The organism is Microcoleus sp. Pol1C5 (assembly GCF_036701115.1).
Taxonomy (GTDB): domain Bacteria; phylum Cyanobacteriota; class Cyanobacteriia; order Cyanobacteriales; family Microcoleaceae; genus Microcoleus.
In genome coordinates, this window is sequence record NZ_JAUBQE010000060.1 from 28,318 (window position 1) to 47,550 (window position 19,233).

General features: G+C 41.0%; 14 protein-coding genes. 7 read left to right on the top strand and 7 right to left on the bottom strand.

What is annotated here, in order from left to right; translation table 11 throughout:
- The first annotated feature begins 196 nt into the window (after positions 1-196).
- Positions 197-1,906, top strand: coding sequence for a DEAD/DEAH box helicase (locus QUA23_RS26235; protein WP_333078719.1), 1,710 nt, complete (start codon positions 197-199; stop codon positions 1,904-1,906).
- Between the two features lie 19 nt (positions 1,907-1,925).
- Entirely contained in the window at positions 1,926-2,966 is a 1,041-nt protein-coding gene (locus tag QUA23_RS26240) for a hypothetical protein (protein WP_333078720.1), read from the top strand.
- Between the two features lie 760 nt (positions 2,967-3,726).
- Here the strand turns inward: QUA23_RS26240 and QUA23_RS26245 are convergent.
- Positions 3,727-3,975, bottom strand: a complete 249-nt coding sequence (locus QUA23_RS26245; RefSeq protein WP_333078721.1) for a hypothetical protein — start codon at positions 3,973-3,975, stop codon at positions 3,727-3,729.
- A gap of 1,113 nt (positions 3,976-5,088) precedes the next feature.
- Between QUA23_RS26245 and QUA23_RS26250 the strand changes: the two genes are divergently transcribed.
- From QUA23_RS26250 to QUA23_RS26265, 4 genes are all read left to right on the top strand, one after another.
- On the top strand, positions 5,089-5,274 hold the full coding sequence (locus QUA23_RS26250; RefSeq protein ID WP_333078722.1) for a hypothetical protein: 186 nt from the start codon (positions 5,089-5,091) through the stop codon (positions 5,272-5,274).
- A gap of 201 nt (positions 5,275-5,475) precedes the next feature.
- Complete coding sequence (locus QUA23_RS26255) at positions 5,476-5,892, top strand: hypothetical protein (RefSeq protein WP_333078723.1); 417 nt, start codon at positions 5,476-5,478, stop codon at positions 5,890-5,892.
- A 590-nt stretch (positions 5,893-6,482) separates the two neighbouring features.
- The gene (locus QUA23_RS26260) at positions 6,483-6,728 is read left to right on the top strand and encodes a hypothetical protein (RefSeq protein ID WP_333078724.1); all 246 of its coding nucleotides are present in this window, start codon (positions 6,483-6,485) and stop codon (positions 6,726-6,728) included.
- Between the two features lie 1,121 nt (positions 6,729-7,849).
- On the top strand, positions 7,850-8,377 hold the full coding sequence (locus QUA23_RS26265) for a hypothetical protein (protein ID WP_333078725.1): 528 nt from the start codon (positions 7,850-7,852) through the stop codon (positions 8,375-8,377).
- 214 nt (positions 8,378-8,591) lie between these two features.
- Here QUA23_RS26265 and QUA23_RS26270 read toward each other — a convergent pair whose 3' ends face one another.
- From QUA23_RS26270 to QUA23_RS26295, 6 genes are all read right to left on the bottom strand, one after another.
- Complete coding sequence (locus QUA23_RS26270; RefSeq protein WP_333078726.1) at positions 8,592-11,201, bottom strand: leucine-rich repeat domain-containing protein; 2,610 nt, start codon at positions 11,199-11,201, stop codon at positions 8,592-8,594.
- Between the two features lie 446 nt (positions 11,202-11,647).
- Positions 11,648-12,055, bottom strand: a complete 408-nt coding sequence (locus tag QUA23_RS26275) for a hypothetical protein (protein WP_333078727.1) — start codon at positions 12,053-12,055, stop codon at positions 11,648-11,650.
- Between the two features lie 250 nt (positions 12,056-12,305).
- The gene (locus QUA23_RS26280; protein ID WP_333078728.1) at positions 12,306-12,506 is read right to left on the bottom strand and encodes an excalibur calcium-binding domain-containing protein; all 201 of its coding nucleotides are present in this window, start codon (positions 12,504-12,506) and stop codon (positions 12,306-12,308) included.
- 180 nt (positions 12,507-12,686) lie between these two features.
- Complete coding sequence (locus QUA23_RS26285) at positions 12,687-14,228, bottom strand: HNH endonuclease (protein ID WP_333078729.1); 1,542 nt, start codon at positions 14,226-14,228, stop codon at positions 12,687-12,689.
- A 70-nt stretch (positions 14,229-14,298) separates the two neighbouring features.
- On the bottom strand, positions 14,299-18,525 hold the full coding sequence (locus QUA23_RS26290) for a sacsin N-terminal ATP-binding-like domain-containing protein (protein WP_333078730.1): 4,227 nt from the start codon (positions 18,523-18,525) through the stop codon (positions 14,299-14,301).
- 332 nt (positions 18,526-18,857) lie between these two features.
- Positions 18,858-19,025 carry a hypothetical protein gene (locus QUA23_RS26295; RefSeq protein WP_333078731.1) on the bottom strand — a complete coding sequence of 56 codons (168 nt, stop codon included), beginning with the start codon at positions 19,023-19,025 and terminating at the stop codon, positions 18,858-18,860.
- A 22-nt stretch (positions 19,026-19,047) separates the two neighbouring features.
- On the opposite strand from QUA23_RS26295, the gene QUA23_RS26300 reads away from it, so the two are divergent.
- Complete coding sequence (locus QUA23_RS26300) at positions 19,048-19,176, top strand: hypothetical protein (RefSeq protein ID WP_333078732.1); 129 nt, start codon at positions 19,048-19,050, stop codon at positions 19,174-19,176.
- The last annotated feature ends 57 nt before the right edge of the window (positions 19,177-19,233 follow it).

Here is a 19,233-nt window from a genome sequence, read left to right on the forward strand (position 1 = left end):
AGGATTATGTCTCACCACTACTTCCGTATCACTACCAAGCATCATAACTTGGCTGTACAATAAAGGGTTCTAGCCGTGGGTCGCCCGTATTCGACGCCTCAAACGCTAAGGATAATGACTACACTTATTACCTAGCAAAGCTTTTAGGCTAGCGGACAGGTCTGTTTAGCAGACCAAGTAAGGAAAAACTATAAATATGGAAAAAAACTATACATTTCAATTCAATCCTTCCACTGCCTTAGAAGCCCTGAAAGCTGGTAAATACGACCCGCTTAACTTCTACGAAGCGCGTTTAGACCTGTTTAACCTCTCGGTAATGGCAGACTATGACCAACTCATTTGCCTACCCACATTAACTGCTATCGACAAATACTGGTATCAGATTGAAACAGCCCGAAAAGTCCTCAGACAAATGGGTGGACGGGCATTACTAGCGGATGAAGTCGGATTGGGTAAAACCATTGAAGCGGGACTAATCATCGCCGAATACTTAGCTAGGGGGATGGTAAAGTCCATCCTAGTGTTAACTCCGGCATCCCTAGTTTCCCAGTGGCAATCAGAGTTAAGTGACAAATTTAATATCGCTACTATCACCACAGATAACCGTGACCCACAACAACCGATAGACGAATTTTGGACAAATAATCCGCGAATTATCGCTTCATTAAACACGGCTAAGTCTGCTAAACATTATCTTCACGTCACCAGTCGTACTTGGGATTTGGTTGTTGTCGATGAGGCACACCATCTAAAAAATCGCAGTACCCTCAACTGGAAACTGGTCAACGCCCTCAATAAGCGGTTTATCCTCATGCTTACTGCTACGCCAGTGCAGAACTCCCTTGTGGAACTGTTTAATCTGCTAACCCTCCTCAAACCGGGACTGCTACAAACAGAAGCCGCTTTTAAAAAAGAATACGTCAATTCCAAGAATGGACGAGTCCCTAAAAATCCCGAAAAGTTACGCACTCTGATGCGGGAAGTTATGGTACGAAATACCCGCGCCCTAGTAGATGTCAAACTGCCCAAACGCTTCGCCACCACAATTACCGTTACCCCGGCAGCCGGAGAGGAGAAACTTTACCAAGACTTGAGCAAGTATCTACGTTCTTCAGAGGACAAACTAGACAGACTCTCCCGTACTAATTTGCTAATGCGAGCGGGTTCATCCCCTAATGCTTTAGCTGACTCCCTCAAGCAACTGACTATCCGCCTACCCGATGAAGAACTGAAGTCTTTAGCTGCACGAGCATCCCAAGTCAAGCAGGTCGAGAAAGCAAAAACCTTAGTAGAGATGCTCTCCAAATCTCGCCAGAAAACCTTAGTTTTCACAACCCATAAAGCAACTAGCACCTATTTAGCTAAAACGCTGCAAGCGGAAAATATCCCCTTTGCAGAATTTACTGGCGGAATGTCCCTTAAACAGAAAGATGAGGCTATAGCCGCATTTCGGGATAATGTTTCTGTACTCTTAGCATCGGAAACAGGGGGAGAAGGACGTAACATCCAGTTTGCTAATGCGATCGTTAATTATGACCTGCCCTGGAACCCAATGAAAATTGAACAGCGCATTGGTCGTATCCACCGCATCGGACAAACCCAGGATGTTTTTATTTTTAACTTCTGTCTCAAAGGCAGTATCGAAGAGTATATTCTGCGGATACTGCACGACAAAATTAATATGTTTGAACTGGTAGTCGGAGAAATTGAAACAATTTTAGGCAATGTGGATGATGAATTTGACTTTAGTGAAGTTGTCATGGATATCTGGCTTAAGCATCAAGTTAAACCCGAATTAGATCAAGCCTTTGAGCAATTGGCAGATAATTTGTTGAAAGCCCAAAAACAATATGAGCAAATTCAAGAACTGGATGAACAGATTTTTGGCGAAGATTTTGAAGCTTGAAAAATTGATTTGATTAAATATGTTATCAGACCCAATAATTACTACTTTAGAAAAAATTGTAGCTCTCCATGACGGAATAGCTGAACCGGCTGGGGAACACGTTTTAAATGCGCTGTTAAATGAAAACATAGCCTCGTTACTTTCTCTACCAGAAGAAGTAACTTTTACAACTATCACTGATGTACCTCAAAGTGTTTTTGTTACTTATCATTCAGAAGTATTAAATAAATTATCTGAACTATTAGCTGTCAAAGGGCAGATTAGTGCCTTGGGTGTAAAATTTGATGGCTATCTAAAAGCTACGGGATTTGACAAAAGCATACCAGAGAGATTCAAACCTCAAAATGGGTTAATTCGTTTTATAGATGCTAAACCATCAACCACTCGCTACATTTTATGTAATGTGGCTTACACAGCGAATGCCGAAGAAAAAAGGATTGGTCTAGTTTCGTTTATTATCAATGAAATAACAGGAGTAACACCAGTACAAATTGGGGATGCTTTATTTTGGGAGTCTGACAGAATGGATGTGGATAATCAAGAAACACCCTTTTCTATTCCTTTTGATGAGTTGTTGAAGTTAATCGAACATCAAAGTGGAATATTGATTGGAAAATCTTTAGATAATTGGCAGGCTAAATTAACAAGAGCAAGAGCTAGGGATGAAGAAAGACTCAAGGATTATTACAACACGATTAGCTCTGGGATTCGCCACAAGATTGAGTTAAAAAATTTGATTGGTGATGAATTAGACAAAGAATTAGCTCGAATTGAAGCTACTAATAGAGAGCTAGATCGAAAATTGTTAGATATCCAAGAGCGTTATGCAATGAGTGTAGAAGCTTGGTTGCACAGTGCAATGATTATCCATCTACCTACAGTACATATTCAATGTGAGTTGCAAAGAAAGAAAACGAAACGGACTGTAACAATAGTTTGGAATCCGTTCACTAAAATTATTGAACCTCTTTGCTGTGAATTATCAGGAGAACCTGTTTACGATTTCTATTTAGATGATCTATCAGCTAAAATTATCTCCCCGACAGTTTGGACTAGATAGGGGTATAGCCGAGATACGGGCTTTCCGAGGACACGACGTAAAGTTTTGTAACAATGCCGCTTTTCAATGTCCCTTCCGCCTACAGAAGCTGCCAACACTCAGTCAGCTAGAGCAGAGTAGTATTACTACTCTGCCCTCGTACAGACCCAAAAAGCGGAAATCTTTTACTGCTAAACATTTCAGGCTTTGCTACTTCAAGTCATTTTGTCTTATATTTACAAAACTTTACGTCATGTCCTCGGAAAGCGCGTATCTCGGCTATACCCCAAAGGTGCGTCCAGGTTTTGAGTTGAGTGACCAAACGAAAAGATACGCTTGCTGTAATTCAATCCAGATGCAACAACTTGACTATTAATTCAATTCAGATGCAGCAACTTGACTATTAATTCAATCCAGATGCAGCAACTTGACTATTAAATCAATTCACTTTTTGTTAAAAGGGCTAAAAAATTAGCTAATTGTTGCGTCAGCTAAAGTCAGGCAAGTGCAGTATAAAGTCAGGGGTTTGCAGTATAAAGTCAGGGGTTTGCAGTATAAAGTCAGGGGCTGCACTTTACCTGTATTTACCTGAAAATACCCTGCTTTCCGCCTGACTTTTTCGGTCAAATTACTGCTTTTTTGTGCTGTTCGTGTCTTGACCTGTTGAGGTTGGTTATGACTATTCTCAATCGGTAGCAAGCAATGGTTTTGTGATCACAAACCCTGATTAATGCGTGTAGACGAAAAATAATGCACCTTTATGAATGGGACATCCTAGGTGTCAAGGCGATCGCGTTAGGCTAGCTATCGGACGAGTGATTCCCTCGTGATCATCGACATTAGCCGGCTGCTTCGCTTGCAAACAGGATGGCAAGGCGCGATCGCGTTGGGCATCCATCGCTAATGCCGAACTGCACCAACTGGCTTGCGTCGTGCCCGGCAACGCTCCTTCGTAACCAAGGCTTTCCTGTACACCAACTGGCTCGCTCTTGGCTTCAAGAGCGACTGGCAGGAGCACAGTTCTATCCAAGTCCAAACTGCCCCATCAAACTTTCTTGCCTTGGCTTCCAGAGTGAGCGTGAGCGCAACTTCTGCCTACCAACAATTCCTATCGCAGTCTTGCAAAAACCCTAAATTGGCAAAAAGTGCTCAAATTCGACTCTTGTACGTACATTTGACATGGCTTGCTATGCGACTGGCGTACTAATTAGGAGGATTCAAGAGGTGTCGGAGTACAAAAAATCTATTTAAAAGCAGCGATAGTTAATTCAACTTAATTAAGATTTATGAAATTTAGAGGAAGATTTAGGAAATATTAGGGACAAGTAGGAGATATTAGGAAAAAAGAGGAAAAAAGAGGAAATATAAGGGTTAAAATATAAAAGTTTTTATTGCATTCAGTAACAATTCTGGTGTTATTTCTTCTTACAAAAAGTTGCACCCTCTGTGTGGAGAATGCAACTCGCGCTTATTGCTGGCAGGCATTACTTCTTAGAAGAACCTGACCTTTGTAGTAGTCGTAACATCACTGGCATTAGTACCTGAATCAGCGAGGCAACAGAGCAGATGAAGATAGCGAACACTCTGCATGAGCATTCTGGCAGCCCGAAAAAAATACTCTTCCACTTCACTTCTCTTATACAAAAGTGCGTTAGCACTGCATTCAATCAAACTCGGCTCCCTGTACTGCAACTCTTGCTAGAAAAACGCTACCGCTATTGTTCCGATACATTAATATGCCATAGCTGAATGGCTATCACAAGGCGGTAATCTTTTAGGCAACCTTAACCAGCCTATTCAATTAGTTTGACTTGCTCGAACTCGAAAGTACCGCATAAATGCTACCAGTTAGTCGCTTGCTTTTTCTACAATTGCGACTATTGGGGAATGCAGAGGCAAGCTGTTTAGTTGTTAAATAAATCTTAAGCGTACCGGGACAGGAAAACACCTCAAAATTAACTTTTTGGAACCGCTCGACCATGAGTTTTTCTGAGTTATTGCTGTGGTTTTTGAGTTTTTCTGAGTAAAATTGTGTAAGCTCAGCTTGAATTGTTAACCCAATTTTGGGCGGTATTAGCAACAAAAAACTCAAAATTATGCAAATTTAGGCAAGCTGGGAAGAACTGGAAAAAAGCAGGGAAAGATGGTAGCAAGCAATGTTGGGAGATATATTTATATCGGTAAAGAAAAGATGGTAGCAAGCAATGTTGGGCGATATATTTATATCGGTAAAGAAAAGTTGCGGCTAAGTTTTCTGAAACTTATAGTGCGATCGCTCCTACCTACAACGGCTTCAAGCGGCCGGGGCGAGCGCTGTATTCGCTACTAGGCTCTTGCCCTTCAACGAGCGCCTCGCAGTAAATTAAAGTCGCCACACCTTAATTATTCGCTATTCGCGAATCTAGAATAAAGGAAACAATGCGCTCGCTCATCCGCTATGCTAAAACCCCAAGATATCCTTGCAATACTCAAAGTCCACAGTTGGGATTCAACGAACTGGACGTACAGTTCTCTCGCTCAAAGCTTGGGTATGAGCGCATCAGAGGTTCATGCTGCCCTTGAGCGTTCTGAAGCTGCCGGTCTGTATTATGGCTCCGAGCGGAAAATATTGAAGCAAGCGGTGTTGGAATTCTTGGTTCACGGGTTGCGCTATGTATTCTACGCCCAGCCAGGCCCACTCTCGCGGGGACTGCCAACTGCACATTCTGCTGAGCCATTGAAAAGCAAGCTGGTTGCCTCACCATCTGAGGTTTACGTTTGGCCTGACCCTCAAGGTGTTGTGAGAGGGCAGGCAATCGCGCCTCTGTACCGCTCAGTCCCCCAAGCTGCCAGTAACGATCCAAAACTTTATGCCTTGCTCAGCTTGATTGACGCTATTCGAGTTGGTCGGGTGCGGGAGCAACGTTTAGCCGCTAGCGAACTTGAAAAGAGGATCGTCGCTCTATGAACCCGCAGATACTCATGCTGGAAATAGTTGCCAGGGTACTCTCGACCGTACCCAATACCATGTAAGCCTTACACTCGCGAACAGCTCGGCGGGCGAGCGCAAAAACCAGATAGTCCAGCCTCAACTTTATTGCTGGCATAGTGGGTACTACACTACAAAATCGCTTCTAAAATTTTAGCTACCTGCCAATTTTCTCACACTTGCTCAACTTGCTTTTTAATTCAACTTAAATACTGTAACTTGACTATTAAATCAATTCGGATTTTGTTAAAAACGCTAAAAAATTAGCTAATTGTTGCGTCAGCTAAAATCAGGGATTTGCAGTATAAAGTCAGGCGTTTGCAGTACAAAATCAGGTATTTGCAGGTATTTGCAGGGGGTGCACTTTACCTGCAAATGCCTGTAAATATCCTGCAAACGCCTGCAACTTTCTGCCAAATTACTGCTTTTTTGTGCTGTTCGTGTCTTGACCTGTTGGGACTGGTTATAGTTGTTCTCTCTCAGTAGCAAGCAATGTTTTTGCGATCGCAAACCCTGACTAATTCGTGCAGAAACAAAAACAATGCACCCTTATGAATGGGGCATTCTAGGTGTCAAGGCGCTTGATTTTTACCCGATATTCGGCTGTGCCGATTGCTCACATTGCTCCTGCTGTTGTGGCGGTTTTTGTCGAGGCGATCGACGCGGGAAACCTGACAGCAGCCGATGTGGTGGCAGTTGTTGGCGCGGCAGAATTTGCAGAGTTTCAGCGACTTAGAGTTCTCCGGTTCCAGCCGGAAATCCAAAATCTAAAATCTAAATTTGCGGATGTGTCCGTCGTTCAAAAACGACTATGACCGATTGGACTCCACCGGGTGTTACCAAGTTGGTAACACCTTTGTAACTGGAATCGAGGCGATCGGGTTTGGCTCGATCGTCTGACCCTGGATTTGTAGTTTATAAAGGCAGGTCAAACCAGAGCCGGGTCAAGTCGATAGCCCGATCGTCCTAGGAAAAGTGGGTAAAACTAATATTTGCTCATATTTACTCATATTTATTCATAAAAAAACTAACAAAAACTAACGAAAACTAACGAAAACTTACCCCTGATCGTCCCTTGGTGCTGGCACTGGTTGCCTCTCCCGCCCTAGGACTGAAAGGCGATCGGGGTTAAAAACGTAAATTTTGCATAAATTTTGCATAAATTTTGCATAAATGAACATATTGCTGCTGTGCGATTTTTCGGTGCTGACCACGGAGAAATTATGTGCGATCGGGGGTTTGTCGGTTGCTAGCACCGATCACCTAACTAATCCCCGGTAAATCGGTAAGGATTGCGTTGAGTTGATTTATTTGACTTTATTTGACTTTATTTGACTTTATTTGACTTTTAGCCCGATCGCCCGCAGCTCCCGACAATCTGGGACTGGGTGCGGACTAAATACACTTTTTACACGGCTTGAGCGACTGTTGCAGTGTATTTAGTGCATTTACTGTGGCTCCCCGGTGTGGTTCTATCGGGCCACTAAATGTAGACTTTTTAGATGGTTCGATCGTCCGTGCAGCGCAAAAAGCTACATAAGAGTCTACATAACCATGACTCCCCGGCGGGTGCGATCGAGTCTTGATTGGTTATATTTTCTTATGCCCACTCGCCTTGTCATAAGATTGAGTGGCAGCTTCAGCAAACGCAGGGGTGCGAAAAGCATGGGTTACGGTTGCTGTCGGAGTATCCTAAATGTGGGGCGAGGTTTAGGGGTATAGCCGATATACGGGCAAAATAGGACAGGACGTAAAGTTTTGTAAATATAAGACAAAATGACTGGAAGTAGCAAAGCCTGAATGTTTAGCAGTAAAAGATTTCCGCTTTTTGGGCCTGTACGAGGGCAAAGTATAACTATTGCAGCGGGTTTAATGTGTCAAGTTGCCACATAAATAGCAGATGTGTTATAAAGTCTACAAACCTAATAACATTAATATGAATAATTATAATCTATCTAGTGGTGACAATTTTGATATAGAAAATATCGATTTAGCTGATATAGACAATATCGACTTAGCCAATACCTATACGGAAAATTGTTTAAAAGAGATTAAAAGTGATATTAGTAATCTTAGATCGCGAGCAGCAACATTTTTGGGTTTTGCTGGTTTACTACTTCGATTTATTATAGAGTTGCCCAACTCATTACTAATTTACTTATATACCAAACTAGGTGCTTTTTTAACCTCTTTTTACTCAATAGTTTTATTGGCTTTGTTATTAATGTCTAATCCTAGACTGGGGGAAATAACCCATAAAGGTTTCATCTATAAATATTTTTTATCAGACCCCGTTTTAGACGTTAAGAGAATGATTTTAAAATACAATATAAATTTTTTTGAATACCTTAACTCAGAAGCTCATAAAATAAAAATTTTACTGAACCAAGCTATAATTTGTTTAGTGCTTAGTGCATTTTTCTTTACCTTCAACAGTGTTTTAGTAAGTTTTTTGGGGAAATAATCAACCTTTCAGCCGGAGCAATTTTAATATCTAAACACTACACAGAGGCAAGACTGAGCCTGTAAAACGCTACTTAAAGGTGGTAAGGAACCAGTAAAACAAACCAGGGTAGCATCTTACACACCAGGAATATGTAAGACGTTGGTAAGACGAACTAAGGTGAGTTAGGTGGGGATACTCAATTTTCCCAGCCTAGGACTTATAACTCTTGTAGCTAACTACTTTTGCATTTGCTGAGAAAAGTTTCATAATGCTTGCTGAGAGCGTTTTGATTGGGTGCTGTTTTTTTATCCTGTGGTAAAGTCAGTTTCCGATCAGCCAAATATTGGTAACAGGTGCCGACGAGTTCAGGGGCAATAACCACTTCATTGGTATCTGGTCGAATTGATAGTAAATGCAAATCGAACAGAGTGTGTATATCGGCTCTGAGTGGTAAACCATTTGTTAAATGATTGGTTTGAGTACCTTGATATGGAATTATATGTGCTGCTTCGATAGCTGGCTCTACATCACAATCAGTTATTGGACATCGACCCCTGTAAGCAATTAACAACTTACGTCGAAATTCAGCCTGTCCCTGTCGCTGCACAATAGAAGTAGGTATCCGTCGTCTGGCATCTTGAAGAGTTTCAGGGTCAAAATGTCCCTCAGATTCAATTTTCTGGCGCTCAGCATCTTGAAGAGTTTCAGTGTCAAAATATCCCTCAGATTCAATTTTCTGGTGCTCAGAGTCTTGAAGAGTTTCAGCGTCAAAATATTCCTCAAATTCAATTTTGTGGTGCTTAGTATCTAGTTCAGGTAGCGCTGGATTGCGGGTGTGGAAGTAAGAATCTAGAATTGTTCGCAAATCACCACAACCTTCATCGTCTTGACCCTGCCCCAGAACTTGCGGGGGAATCGGCACCGGATTACCTCGCAAATCTAATTCTTCCAAATTCTTCATGATGCGAATCGCCTCCGGGATTTCAGCAATCTGATTGTTAAGGAGTATAAGCTCTTTCAGATTCGACAGTTGTCCGATTGCTTCTGGGATGGAGGTAATCTGATTGTCAGCAAGACAAAGCGTTGTTAAGCTCGACATTTGTCCGATTGCCTCTGGGATGGAGGTAATCTGATTTTTAAAGAGAGAAAGCAGTGTCAGGTTTTCCAGGTGCAAGATTGCTTCTGGGATTTCCGTAATCTGATTTTCACCCAGAGAAAGCCATGTCAGGTTTGGTAGTTGCCTAATAGCCTCTGGGATGGAGGTAATCCGATTGTAACCGAGGTTAAGCCGTGTCAGATTCGACAGTTGCCAAATAGCCTCTGGGATGGAGGTAATCCGATTGCTATGGAGTTCAAGCTTTGTCAAACTTGACAATTGCCCGAGTTCCTCTGGGATAGAGGTAATCTGAGTGCAACTAAGGTCAAGCTCTGTTAGATTCGACAATTGACCGAGTTCGTCGGGGATGGAAGTAATCAAATTGGAACCGAGGTCAAGGTGTGTCAAATTGGACAGTTGACCGAGCTCCTCTGGAATGAACTCTATGTCCAGATTGCCACAGAGGTCAAGGTGTGTCAAATTGGACAGTTGACCGAGCTCCTCTGGTATCAAGTAAATACGATTAGAACGAAGGTTAAGCTGTGTCAGCTTGGACAGTCGCGCAATCAGCTTTGTGGACCTAGACCCAATTTTATTGTAATTGAGGTTAAGTTCTGTCAGATTTGACAGGTGGACGATTGCATCTGGGAGAGCCCCAATTTGATTGTTAGAGAGATCAAGTCGTGTTAAATTCCACAGTTGCGCGATTACATCTGGGATACAGGTAATCTTATTGTACGCAAGGTCAAGCTCTGTCAGCTTCAACAATTTACCGAGAGCATCCGGGATACAGGTAATCTGGTTGTGACAAATGTAAAGCCCTCTCAGATTCGACAATTGTCCTAGCGCCTCTGGGATGGAGGTAATCTGGTTAAACTGTGTCATATCTGACACTCCCCAAGGCACTTCATTACTGAATTCAAGCCATTTCAGATTGGATAGTTGCCCGATTGTCTGTGGGATTTCCCTAATCTGATTGTCACCAAGGTACAGTCCTGTCAAACTCGATAGTTGCCCAATTACCTCTGAGATAGAAGTAATCTCATTGTAACTGAGCTTAAGTAGTGTCAGATTGGACAGTCGCCCAAGTGCGTCGGGAATAGAGGTAATCTTATTGTTATTGAGGAGAAGCTGTGCTAGATTGGACAATTGACCAAGTGCCTCTGGAATGGAGGTAATTTTATTGTTACTCAGGTCAAGCCATCCCAGATTTGATAGTTGTCCGATATCTTCTGGGATAGAGGTAATCTGATTTTCACGACAGTAAAGCCCTATCAAATTGAACAGTTGCCCCAGCGTTTCTGGGATGGAAGTAATTTCATTGTTACTTAAGTCAAGCGTTGTCAAATTAGACAGTTGCCCTAACGCCTCTGAGATAGAGTTAATTTTATTGTTGCTAAGATCGAGCCTTGTCAGGTTAGACAGATGCCCTAGCGCCTCTGGGATGGAGGTAATCTGGTTATGACTGAGGTTAAGCCCTGTCAGATTAGACAGTTGTCCGATATCTTCTGGGATAGAGGTAATCTGATTTTCACTGAGGTTAAGTTCTGTCAGATTAGACAGTTGCCCGAACGCCTCTGGGAGCTGGGTAATCTGATTTTGGTGGAGTGAAAGCTGTGTCAAATGCGTACACCTGACAATTTCTGGTGGCAATTGTTTCAGATTCAGCTCCGACAAATCTAGTTCCGTTAATTTTTTATTGACAACTTGTTCAATTCGTCGTCGCACTGTTTTTTCTGACATCATGTACTCAAAGGTAGAGAGTGAATAGAGACGCTGTGATTTAAGGCGTAATAATTCCCACGTTTCAGGGCTTAATTTTTTTCATTTTTTAATTATCTTTTTAGTATTGATACCCATGCCTCTTCGTAGTCTTCATTATATCGTGACAATAAAATTTAGCAGTTGGGAAATACGGTCGAAATGACGATGAGGCAGTAAGAGAAAACAGTAATGCTGTTTTCTGAGAACTAATCGGGTAATGAGTATGTTCTACAAAAACCATTAGTATTTGTCCATGTACCGCTTAAAGCTGGTAAAGCTCGGTCAGGAAAGACACTTATCCTGAGTTTGGACTTAAATTTGCTACAAATTCATAAGGGTAATAATATTTATTTTGTCAGCGCTTATTTTTAAACTTACCAGTCACGTAACTATATATGTAACCGCTAATTTTCAGCCTGTGCCACTTTTTAGTCACCTGCATCTCCATCAATTAACTTCTTTTCCCAGCCTTTTTTATATGCTTGTTGAATTTTTGCCGGAGAAGCCGATGCAACCTCATAGAACTCCTTTTGAGTTCCTTGACTTCTAAGCTCGTTATAAGCCTTTTGGCAAGGATCTTCATTTTCATCTGGATCAGTCTGGTTACAAAAGTCACAATCTACCCATCCATATGCATGAGTAAAAGCTTCCATTTCAGTTTCGTAGGATGGAGTTTTATATTTCTCCAAATAATTAGTTGAAAGCTCATCAAACTTTCCAATGGATGTTGATAGTGTGGATATCCGAGAAGAAACCTTTACACAGTAACCGTCTGAGGTCTTTTCTTCAAGGTCAAGCTTATGACCTCTATAGAGTCGAGGAGTAAAACTTCTCATTATGAATTACCTTAATAGATTTTTCAATTTTACCCTTTTGTTATAGCAAACCATACTGAAGATTAGGGGTATAGGTAAATAACCCCTACTCAACCTAATAAAATTCGATTTCCCCACCTAGGACGTGGAAGCATTACAGCTCCATCAGAATAAAAGCATAACCTGACCCAGGGCTTAAAACTGCTACAGCTTCATCAATATCTAACAGTTTTCCGCCTATCCCCACTGTACTCAAAATGGCAGGTTTCCTTTACCTTTCGCAACCTATACCATCTTTGTCCCGATCGAATCTGTGAGGGTCTGGCTGTAGTACGCGAAAGCGACGATGAGGAATGTCGCCGCAATTCAGATCCGGTGGTACGGGCGAAATACATACGTCGGGGTAACTCGGGTCGCAATTATTGCGTAGACGGGATACACGTTTTTGCGGGCGATGGGGTCTATAAGTCAAGAAAAATCAACCTAAACCAAGAAAATCAGAATAAGTCAAGAAAAGGCAAAATAAGTCAAGAAAAGTCAACCTAAACCAAGCTAAAGCACGGTTTATCTACTGGCAAACCGGAAATAAATTATGGGTGATCGAGCTACCGCATCAGGCCGATCGCCCGTTTTGCAATAGCGAAACGGCGGATTAACATTGGCTAAACCAAGAACACTGCTTATTATGCCATTCAAGTACCTGTTTACTTGGTCGGGATTGCTTGTCTTTTGGCAGCAACAGCTTTCTACCTGAGAGCTTGCTGTATTCGGTATCACTGAGCTTACTAGCAACACACACTTCTTTTGTTAAGGTATTAATTGTAATCAGGTACTTGTCAAAAAGTATATGGATATCTGCTCGTAATAGCAGACCATTGGAAACATGATAAGATTTAAGACCACTACTGATGTGAGCAGCTTCTAAATTTGCAGCTCCCACTTCCTCATAACCAGTAATCGCACATTTCTTGTTATAGACGCTGAGTAAGCGCTCGCGAAAATCTCTTTGTTCTGGTCGTAGAGGTACATCTACATTAGTCGTCTTTCTATCATTCCTAGTGATGGCGGCATCCGAAAAATTATGTGTGCTGGGAATAAATTCCTCTAAGTCATCAGGGTATATATCATTTAACTCATCATCTTCATCCTCTATCAGCTCTTTATTTTGAGTACCTATTTCTCTAGGATTAGTAAGCTGTAAGGTTGGGCTGCTAATAGGGTGTTGTGAGTTAGAGGGAGAGCTTGTTGACAAAGACTCCATAGACTGTTCGGTGCTACTATCGTTACTGGACAATTCCCGTAATGACTCAACTTTAGAAGTAGCGGAGGCCGTTGGGAGTAGCGACTTATTTGAGACAATAGCTGTACTTTTGTGAAAATTGCTATTGTTCTGCTTAATTGGTATAAAATTTCTTTCTAGTTCAGTTTCAGGCAGTTCATTTTCTTCCCAATCCTCTTGCTGAACATCATTCCCATTATCTGTAAAGTTAAAATTATCATTACTATCGGGTTCAAATACTTCCTCATTTTGAAAATTAACTTTTGGAATTTCGCCTTGGATAGTTCGTACATTTTGAGTATTTAGAAAATTCTTAATTTCTTGTAGGTTTTCATCCAAAATCGTTACTAAAAATCGTATCCTATCGCCAAGCTTACAGTCATCCTTAGTTAGTTGCTGATTTAGGCTTTCTATAAGGTACTGACGCATTGTACTTTTATTGTCACAACGCAAGTAAAATGTTTCTTGATCTTGATGGAAGTAAAAGTGACCCGGAACTTCCGAAGCGATACAGTCATCATCTAAAAATAAAGAAGTTTCTATCATATTAGCTGGTTTAACACTAATTTCTGCTAACCACTTTAGGTTAATTGACCACTCGATACCTCGTTCATCTAAAATCAGTCTTTTGAGAGCTTCTTCAACTTCGGGCGATCTTAAACTTCCTTGCCATTGCTGACACCACTCAATTGCTTGTTTATCTTGAGATTGTTTGATCTTCCGACACTGTTCTGTTACATCTTTAAGTAACGATCTGCTTCCAGCAATCGCAGCAAGTTTCTGACTAACATGAGGGTGAAGTAAATTAACTTTGTCACGATCAAGATACTGTATGCGCCAATCAGCATCCGCTATAAGGACTTGGCTGGCTGGTAGCAGCCGATTATCATCGGTTAGAACTAAGTTTAGATCCATCAGGGTTCCTTTCCTATGCTAAAACAATTATGCACTCATCTGACTTATTTCAATCAGGTTATTTTAAAAGTTACCCCTCATTCTTCGGAAATCGCTTTTCATCGAGGAGCTGCAAAACTTTAAGTACGCATTTTGCATCTTCATCATTTAAAGGCTTGTCACCATACTCATTTCTGACTTCCTCCAAAAAATCTAAGTAATCCTTTTCCGATGGCGATAGCTTCAACCCTAAAAATTCATAAACTTCGCGAATAGGCGAGTCTATCTTCATAATAATTCGGCGTTTACCGAAGGGTATTCGTTGTTGAAATGCGTGTTCAGCTTTCCAAAATTTATTCTTGTGCCACAAGCATGGGCGATTTTTGCACCACTGCTTAACCCATGCTCCATTTGCACTACCTTTGATAAAATTTATATAAAAATACTCATAAATTTTTGGAAGGGATTTGTTAAATGCAACGCTGTTACTCTCTGATACACCTTCTTGTTCAAAGAAAGCAATAAGTTTCTCAAAATGAGCGACAACTTCCTTAGCCTCGACTGGCTTAAATCCGAGCGCTTGTTCTACTTCTCTTTTACATTGGCCTTTAAATAAAGGTCTTTGGCTAGCAACTTGGTAAGCATCTTCAGTAAATGCAACTTCGCTAGGACAGTACAGTCTTAGTTCAGGTGTCATTGCAGCAGGGTACTGCTGTAGTTCTTGAGGACTTTGTAGCACAGGCAGCCATCGTTCCGACTTTAGGAAACTATTCAAAGGTTTATCATCATAAGTTGGTTGATTTTTTAAAGTATCCCAGTGTTCTACAAGGTACTCGAAGACTTTAGCGCAATCACGAGCAACTAGATTGGGGTTTTTATTGTTATACGCTTTGTGTCCAAGAATTCTGATATAATCTAAAAAGTCTTTAGCACTGGGAGTAGAAGACATTCCTAGGGTTCTAAAAAAATCTAGCCATTTCTCACGATTATTAGAATAAACTGCCTCGATATCGGGGTATAATACTCTCTCGCCCAGAATCTCTTGGACTATTGGGCTAGTGGGGTCATATATAGATATTGCTGGATGCAAATTACCATCTGTACAGCGCACTAGAGCTTTATTAGCAATTTTTTGTTTGATAATATCAAAATTTTCACCTTGCCTTTTCAGCTCAGATTCAGCAGTTTTAATGTGCTCGCGAATCCACTCTAATGCTTCTACCTGTTTCGTCTCACTAAGATTCTCATATTCAGGAAGTATCAGTTTACAAATCGAGTCTGTAGTATTGGGGTTCTTCATTCCTAAGTTTTTGAAGAATCCAAGCCAACGCTTAGGCTCATCCGAGTAAACGCCTCCAATATCTGGAATAGATAATATATCTTTGAAGAGATTGCACACAACTTCGTTGTTGGGATCGTAAACTTGGCTAGCGGAGCGTAATTCACTATTTGTGCAGTGTACCAAAGTCGCTTGGGAAAGTGATTTCATGAGAGCGTCATAATTTTTGCCTTCCTTAATCAAATCAGTTTTTGCTTTATCTAACTCATCTCGAATCCATGCAAGAACTTCTAATTGTTGATTAGCGTTAAGTTTTTTGTATTCAGCCGGTTGCAAAAATTTCTCGATCAAGCTAACTCGATTGACAGTTGGTACTGGTAAGCGGTCAAGTAAGGGTTTCCATTGTCGATTCGTACCCAATTGTAGTAAAAGTAAATTACCAGCAAAAGTTGGTGGTTCATAGTCCCCAGGAATATAGATATTGGGGTCGCTCAAAGTTACAAAATCACCTGAAGTTGTGATAAAAATTCTCAATTCACACAACTTCTCTAAAATTTTATCTGTATATTTTTTCACCCAATCAGGGTGAGTAAGAAAGTCTAGCAAACTCCTATAGTTTTCCTCAGCAACAACAGGTATATTTTGGAAAGTTAGAGAAGATTGACTATGTAAATTTTCTATAACTTTAATGGGACTTAAAAGCGTAATCAAGGGTTGAGTAGGTTTTTTAGATAAAAAATCCTCAATAGCTTGTTTTAAGGGTTCGGGAGCTTCAATGAAAAGAATACCAAAAGCTTTTAGAGCCTCTCTAGTTTCTGATTCAATGTTATTATCGCAAAGTAAAGGAGGTTGAGAGCGACTAGCTTGGTGGAGCTTGCCATCACTGCCGGGAACGATCGGATAAATTTTAAGCTGCTCAAATAGTGTAGATGAGAAAGAACTTTGAGTAAAATAGCAGTAAACTTGAGTGAGCCACTTGGCATTAGGAAAAGTATTTCCATCCGGTTGCCATCGGCATCCTCCTATTTGTCCTTTTCCAGTAATTACACCTAGCCTTTTTACTACCTCTGCGGGATTCATCTTGAGAAGGTTAATGTCAGGAATTTCATTAATATCAGAAAATTCCTTTTGCAAATCAGGATGTAAAAACCATTTTAATTGATTAACAAAAATTTCTCTCTCCTTCTTATCAGCTAGGTAAATAAATCCTGGCGCGTTATAGCCAAATGCTTGCAGAGTCCCATCAGCAAGAATTGCCAAGGGTAGACCTTTCAAATCTTTATAGTCTTTATCTTGAAGGCAGTAGTGAAGTAGATTTATAATCCAATCCCGCTTTCGCAAGCACGGTTTTGGTGCTTGCGATAGAGCAACGCCAAGAGGAGTTGTAATTTTCAAAAGCTTACGCAATTCAGGGGGTCTTAGTTCTACAGGGTTTAATTTAACGATTTTGAAAGCTTTGGTAATTTCTGTTGATAAGGGTGGGTAGGGAAAAGTAAGTCCCTCAGCACACAAAGGCTCCATTAAATCTATCGCCTTTTCAGGAAGTACATAGACATCCGAGAGTTTGCGCCATTTTTTATTTCCCGTTGTACTAATAACCTCTCTCTCGTGTAAGAGCTTCACTACATGATTAGGTAGTTCTTGAAGTGGGTTAGGTAGCTTATCACTGCTTACTGGCCACAAACTATAGTAATCGTCTGGCTTGTTTTCGCCGACATCCTGAACCAAGCTAGTAATCAAATTTGCACAAGCATAAGATAAGACATGGTTAGCCAATAAACGATTCCATGTAGTTTGGAGTTCATAGTCTTGATCATCGCTAGTCAGATGTCGCCGAGAGCTGTCTAGATCGAAATATCCATTGATATGTATATGCAAACCAGTTTCATTGTCTTGTCGTCGTGGAAGTGGTAAAAAACAGTAAATATTTCCTTTTAAATTGTTAGTAACTAAATTACTATTGGAACTTTCAATACAAACAGCAGCACCAGCCCAAGGTATGGCTTTTCCCTTCTCCTTACTGGAAAATATTTTATCCATCACATCTATCAATTCTCTATTTTCGTCAACCCTAATGATACTAGATACTCTCCAAATAGAAGTTGTAATGTGTCCTTGATTATTGACTTCAATTTCATGTTTATAAGATATTGAAGGTAAAGATTGCCGATTCATTTTACATAATTGTAGAAATTCTTCAGTTTTACGCTGGGTAACAAAGAGCAATTTTTGTCGCTCTTTTCGCACTTCTTCACTATTTTTAGTGGTGATGCTAAAAACTTCTTCAGGAGAATCATTTTCTGTTTCAGAAATTTTATAAACCTGAAGTTCTTCAAGATTTTTTAGAAATATAAAAATCTCTTCACCATCTTTTCTTAGTCGGTTTAAAAGCTCTTCTACTTTTGATTCGTCAAAAGGATTTTCTGAAATACCGCTGCGACTGGCCTGTTCTGCTGTCCGTAATGGAAACCGAAAAACTGTATTGTTAAAGTCATCTAATTCCGGTGGTAAACCTACTTTGTAAAGTTTCAATAAATTAGGACAAAACTCACCATCATCGGTTTGAAGATGCCAACCCCAACCTTCACCGAAGCCACCTAAAACTGAACGATGGGGATCAAAGAAAATGATCCGGTCCTGTGAAACAAAGCTTGGATAATCTGTGATATTGTAGACTGAATTAAATCCCAAACCAAATTTTCCTGTCTTCCACAAGTTTTCTCCGTCTCGCTTACCACCAATGCCTATCTCTTGGATTCCCTTGAAATCTTGCTCACTGAAAACTTTATCATTATAAACCAAGAGTGCTGGCCCCATTAGCTCAGTCATTGTAGCCAGAGGAAGCTCATCAATTGAGTGGGTGCGCCAATCAAAAGTAAATCGTATGACTCTGGCTCCGGCATCATCGGCATTTTGAATCAGCTCTTTGATAATGCCAATCCCTTCAGGATAAAGCCGAACCAGTTCTTGCAAACGCGCTATTAAGTTTTGACGTGGCCCAGCATAAAAACCCCCACCGTAACTTCCGTAGTTAGACATCAGAAATTTTCCTCCGTTGGTTTTATATTAATAACATAACTCACTAACAATTAAAAAATTGAGTCAGTTTCGATTAAATCGGATCGTAAGCAGGTGGCTGATACTCAAACACTTCTTGCTCTCCCACCGCAAATAAAGATCCATCAATCGCCCCAGAAGCAGGTCGAGCAAAAGATGCTTTGTTACGAAATCCTTGGCTATCTCCAGAAGAACACTCAAAGACAGCACAAACTGACTTCTCTCACAATGCAAATGGGCTAATTTACTCGACCGAGAGCGCCCTTGAAAATAGGCTCGTTCAGCACAGCGATCGCCCAATACCAAGAGAATCCCTAACCCTCAACCTCCTTAAGCCCATCTTCTAGTAACATCCTCACGATATCCACTTTCTTGCGTCCCGTCCTAGCTGCCAGCATCGACAGTTTACGGTGCAGAGTTTCGGACATATCGACAGTAAATCTGACCGTGGCTTCTTTATCGGGTGCTTGCAGTTTGCTCATCAGGCTAGGCTCCTTTGATTGAATGGAAACTGGTTCTGGTGCAGATACTTCCGGCTGCGGTGGTGTTGCGGGCAATGAACTTTCCGGTGTTAGTGATGCTGTGGGCGTTGCTGCTGGCGATACAACTTGTGGGGAGCATCCCGCTTTTTAACTAAGCATAACTACTCATTTTAATCTCATTATTTAAATACGCACATCTTAGTCTTAA

Bases quoted from the DNA above. Each gene is read 5' to 3' on its own strand.
- QUA23_RS26265 (WP_333078725.1), top strand. From the start codon at position 7,850: ATGAATAATTATAATCTATCTAGTGGTGACAATTTTGATATAGAAAAT.
- QUA23_RS26250 (WP_333078722.1), top strand. From the start codon at position 5,089: ATGGTAGCAAGCAATGTTGGGAGATATATTTATATCGGTAAAGAAAAG.
- QUA23_RS26275 (WP_333078727.1), bottom strand. From the start codon at position 12,055: ATGAGAAGTTTTACTCCTCGACTCTATAGAGGTCATAAGCTTGACCTT.
- QUA23_RS26295 (WP_333078731.1), bottom strand. From the start codon at position 19,025: ATGAGCAAACTGCAAGCACCCGATAAAGAAGCCACGGTCAGATTTACT.
- QUA23_RS26255 (WP_333078723.1), top strand. From the start codon at position 5,476: ATGAGCGCATCAGAGGTTCATGCTGCCCTTGAGCGTTCTGAAGCTGCC.
- QUA23_RS26290 (WP_333078730.1), bottom strand. From the start codon at position 18,525: ATGTCTAACTACGGAAGTTACGGTGGGGGTTTTTATGCTGGGCCACGT.
- QUA23_RS26235 (WP_333078719.1), top strand. From the start codon at position 197: ATGGAAAAAAACTATACATTTCAATTCAATCCTTCCACTGCCTTAGAA.
- QUA23_RS26285 (WP_333078729.1), bottom strand. From the start codon at position 14,228: ATGGATCTAAACTTAGTTCTAACCGATGATAATCGGCTGCTACCAGCC.
- QUA23_RS26270 (WP_333078726.1), bottom strand. From the start codon at position 11,201: ATGATGTCAGAAAAAACAGTGCGACGACGAATTGAACAAGTTGTCAAT.
- QUA23_RS26240 (WP_333078720.1), top strand. From the start codon at position 1,926: ATGTTATCAGACCCAATAATTACTACTTTAGAAAAAATTGTAGCTCTC.
- QUA23_RS26300 (WP_333078732.1), top strand. From the start codon at position 19,048: ATGGAAACTGGTTCTGGTGCAGATACTTCCGGCTGCGGTGGTGTTGCG.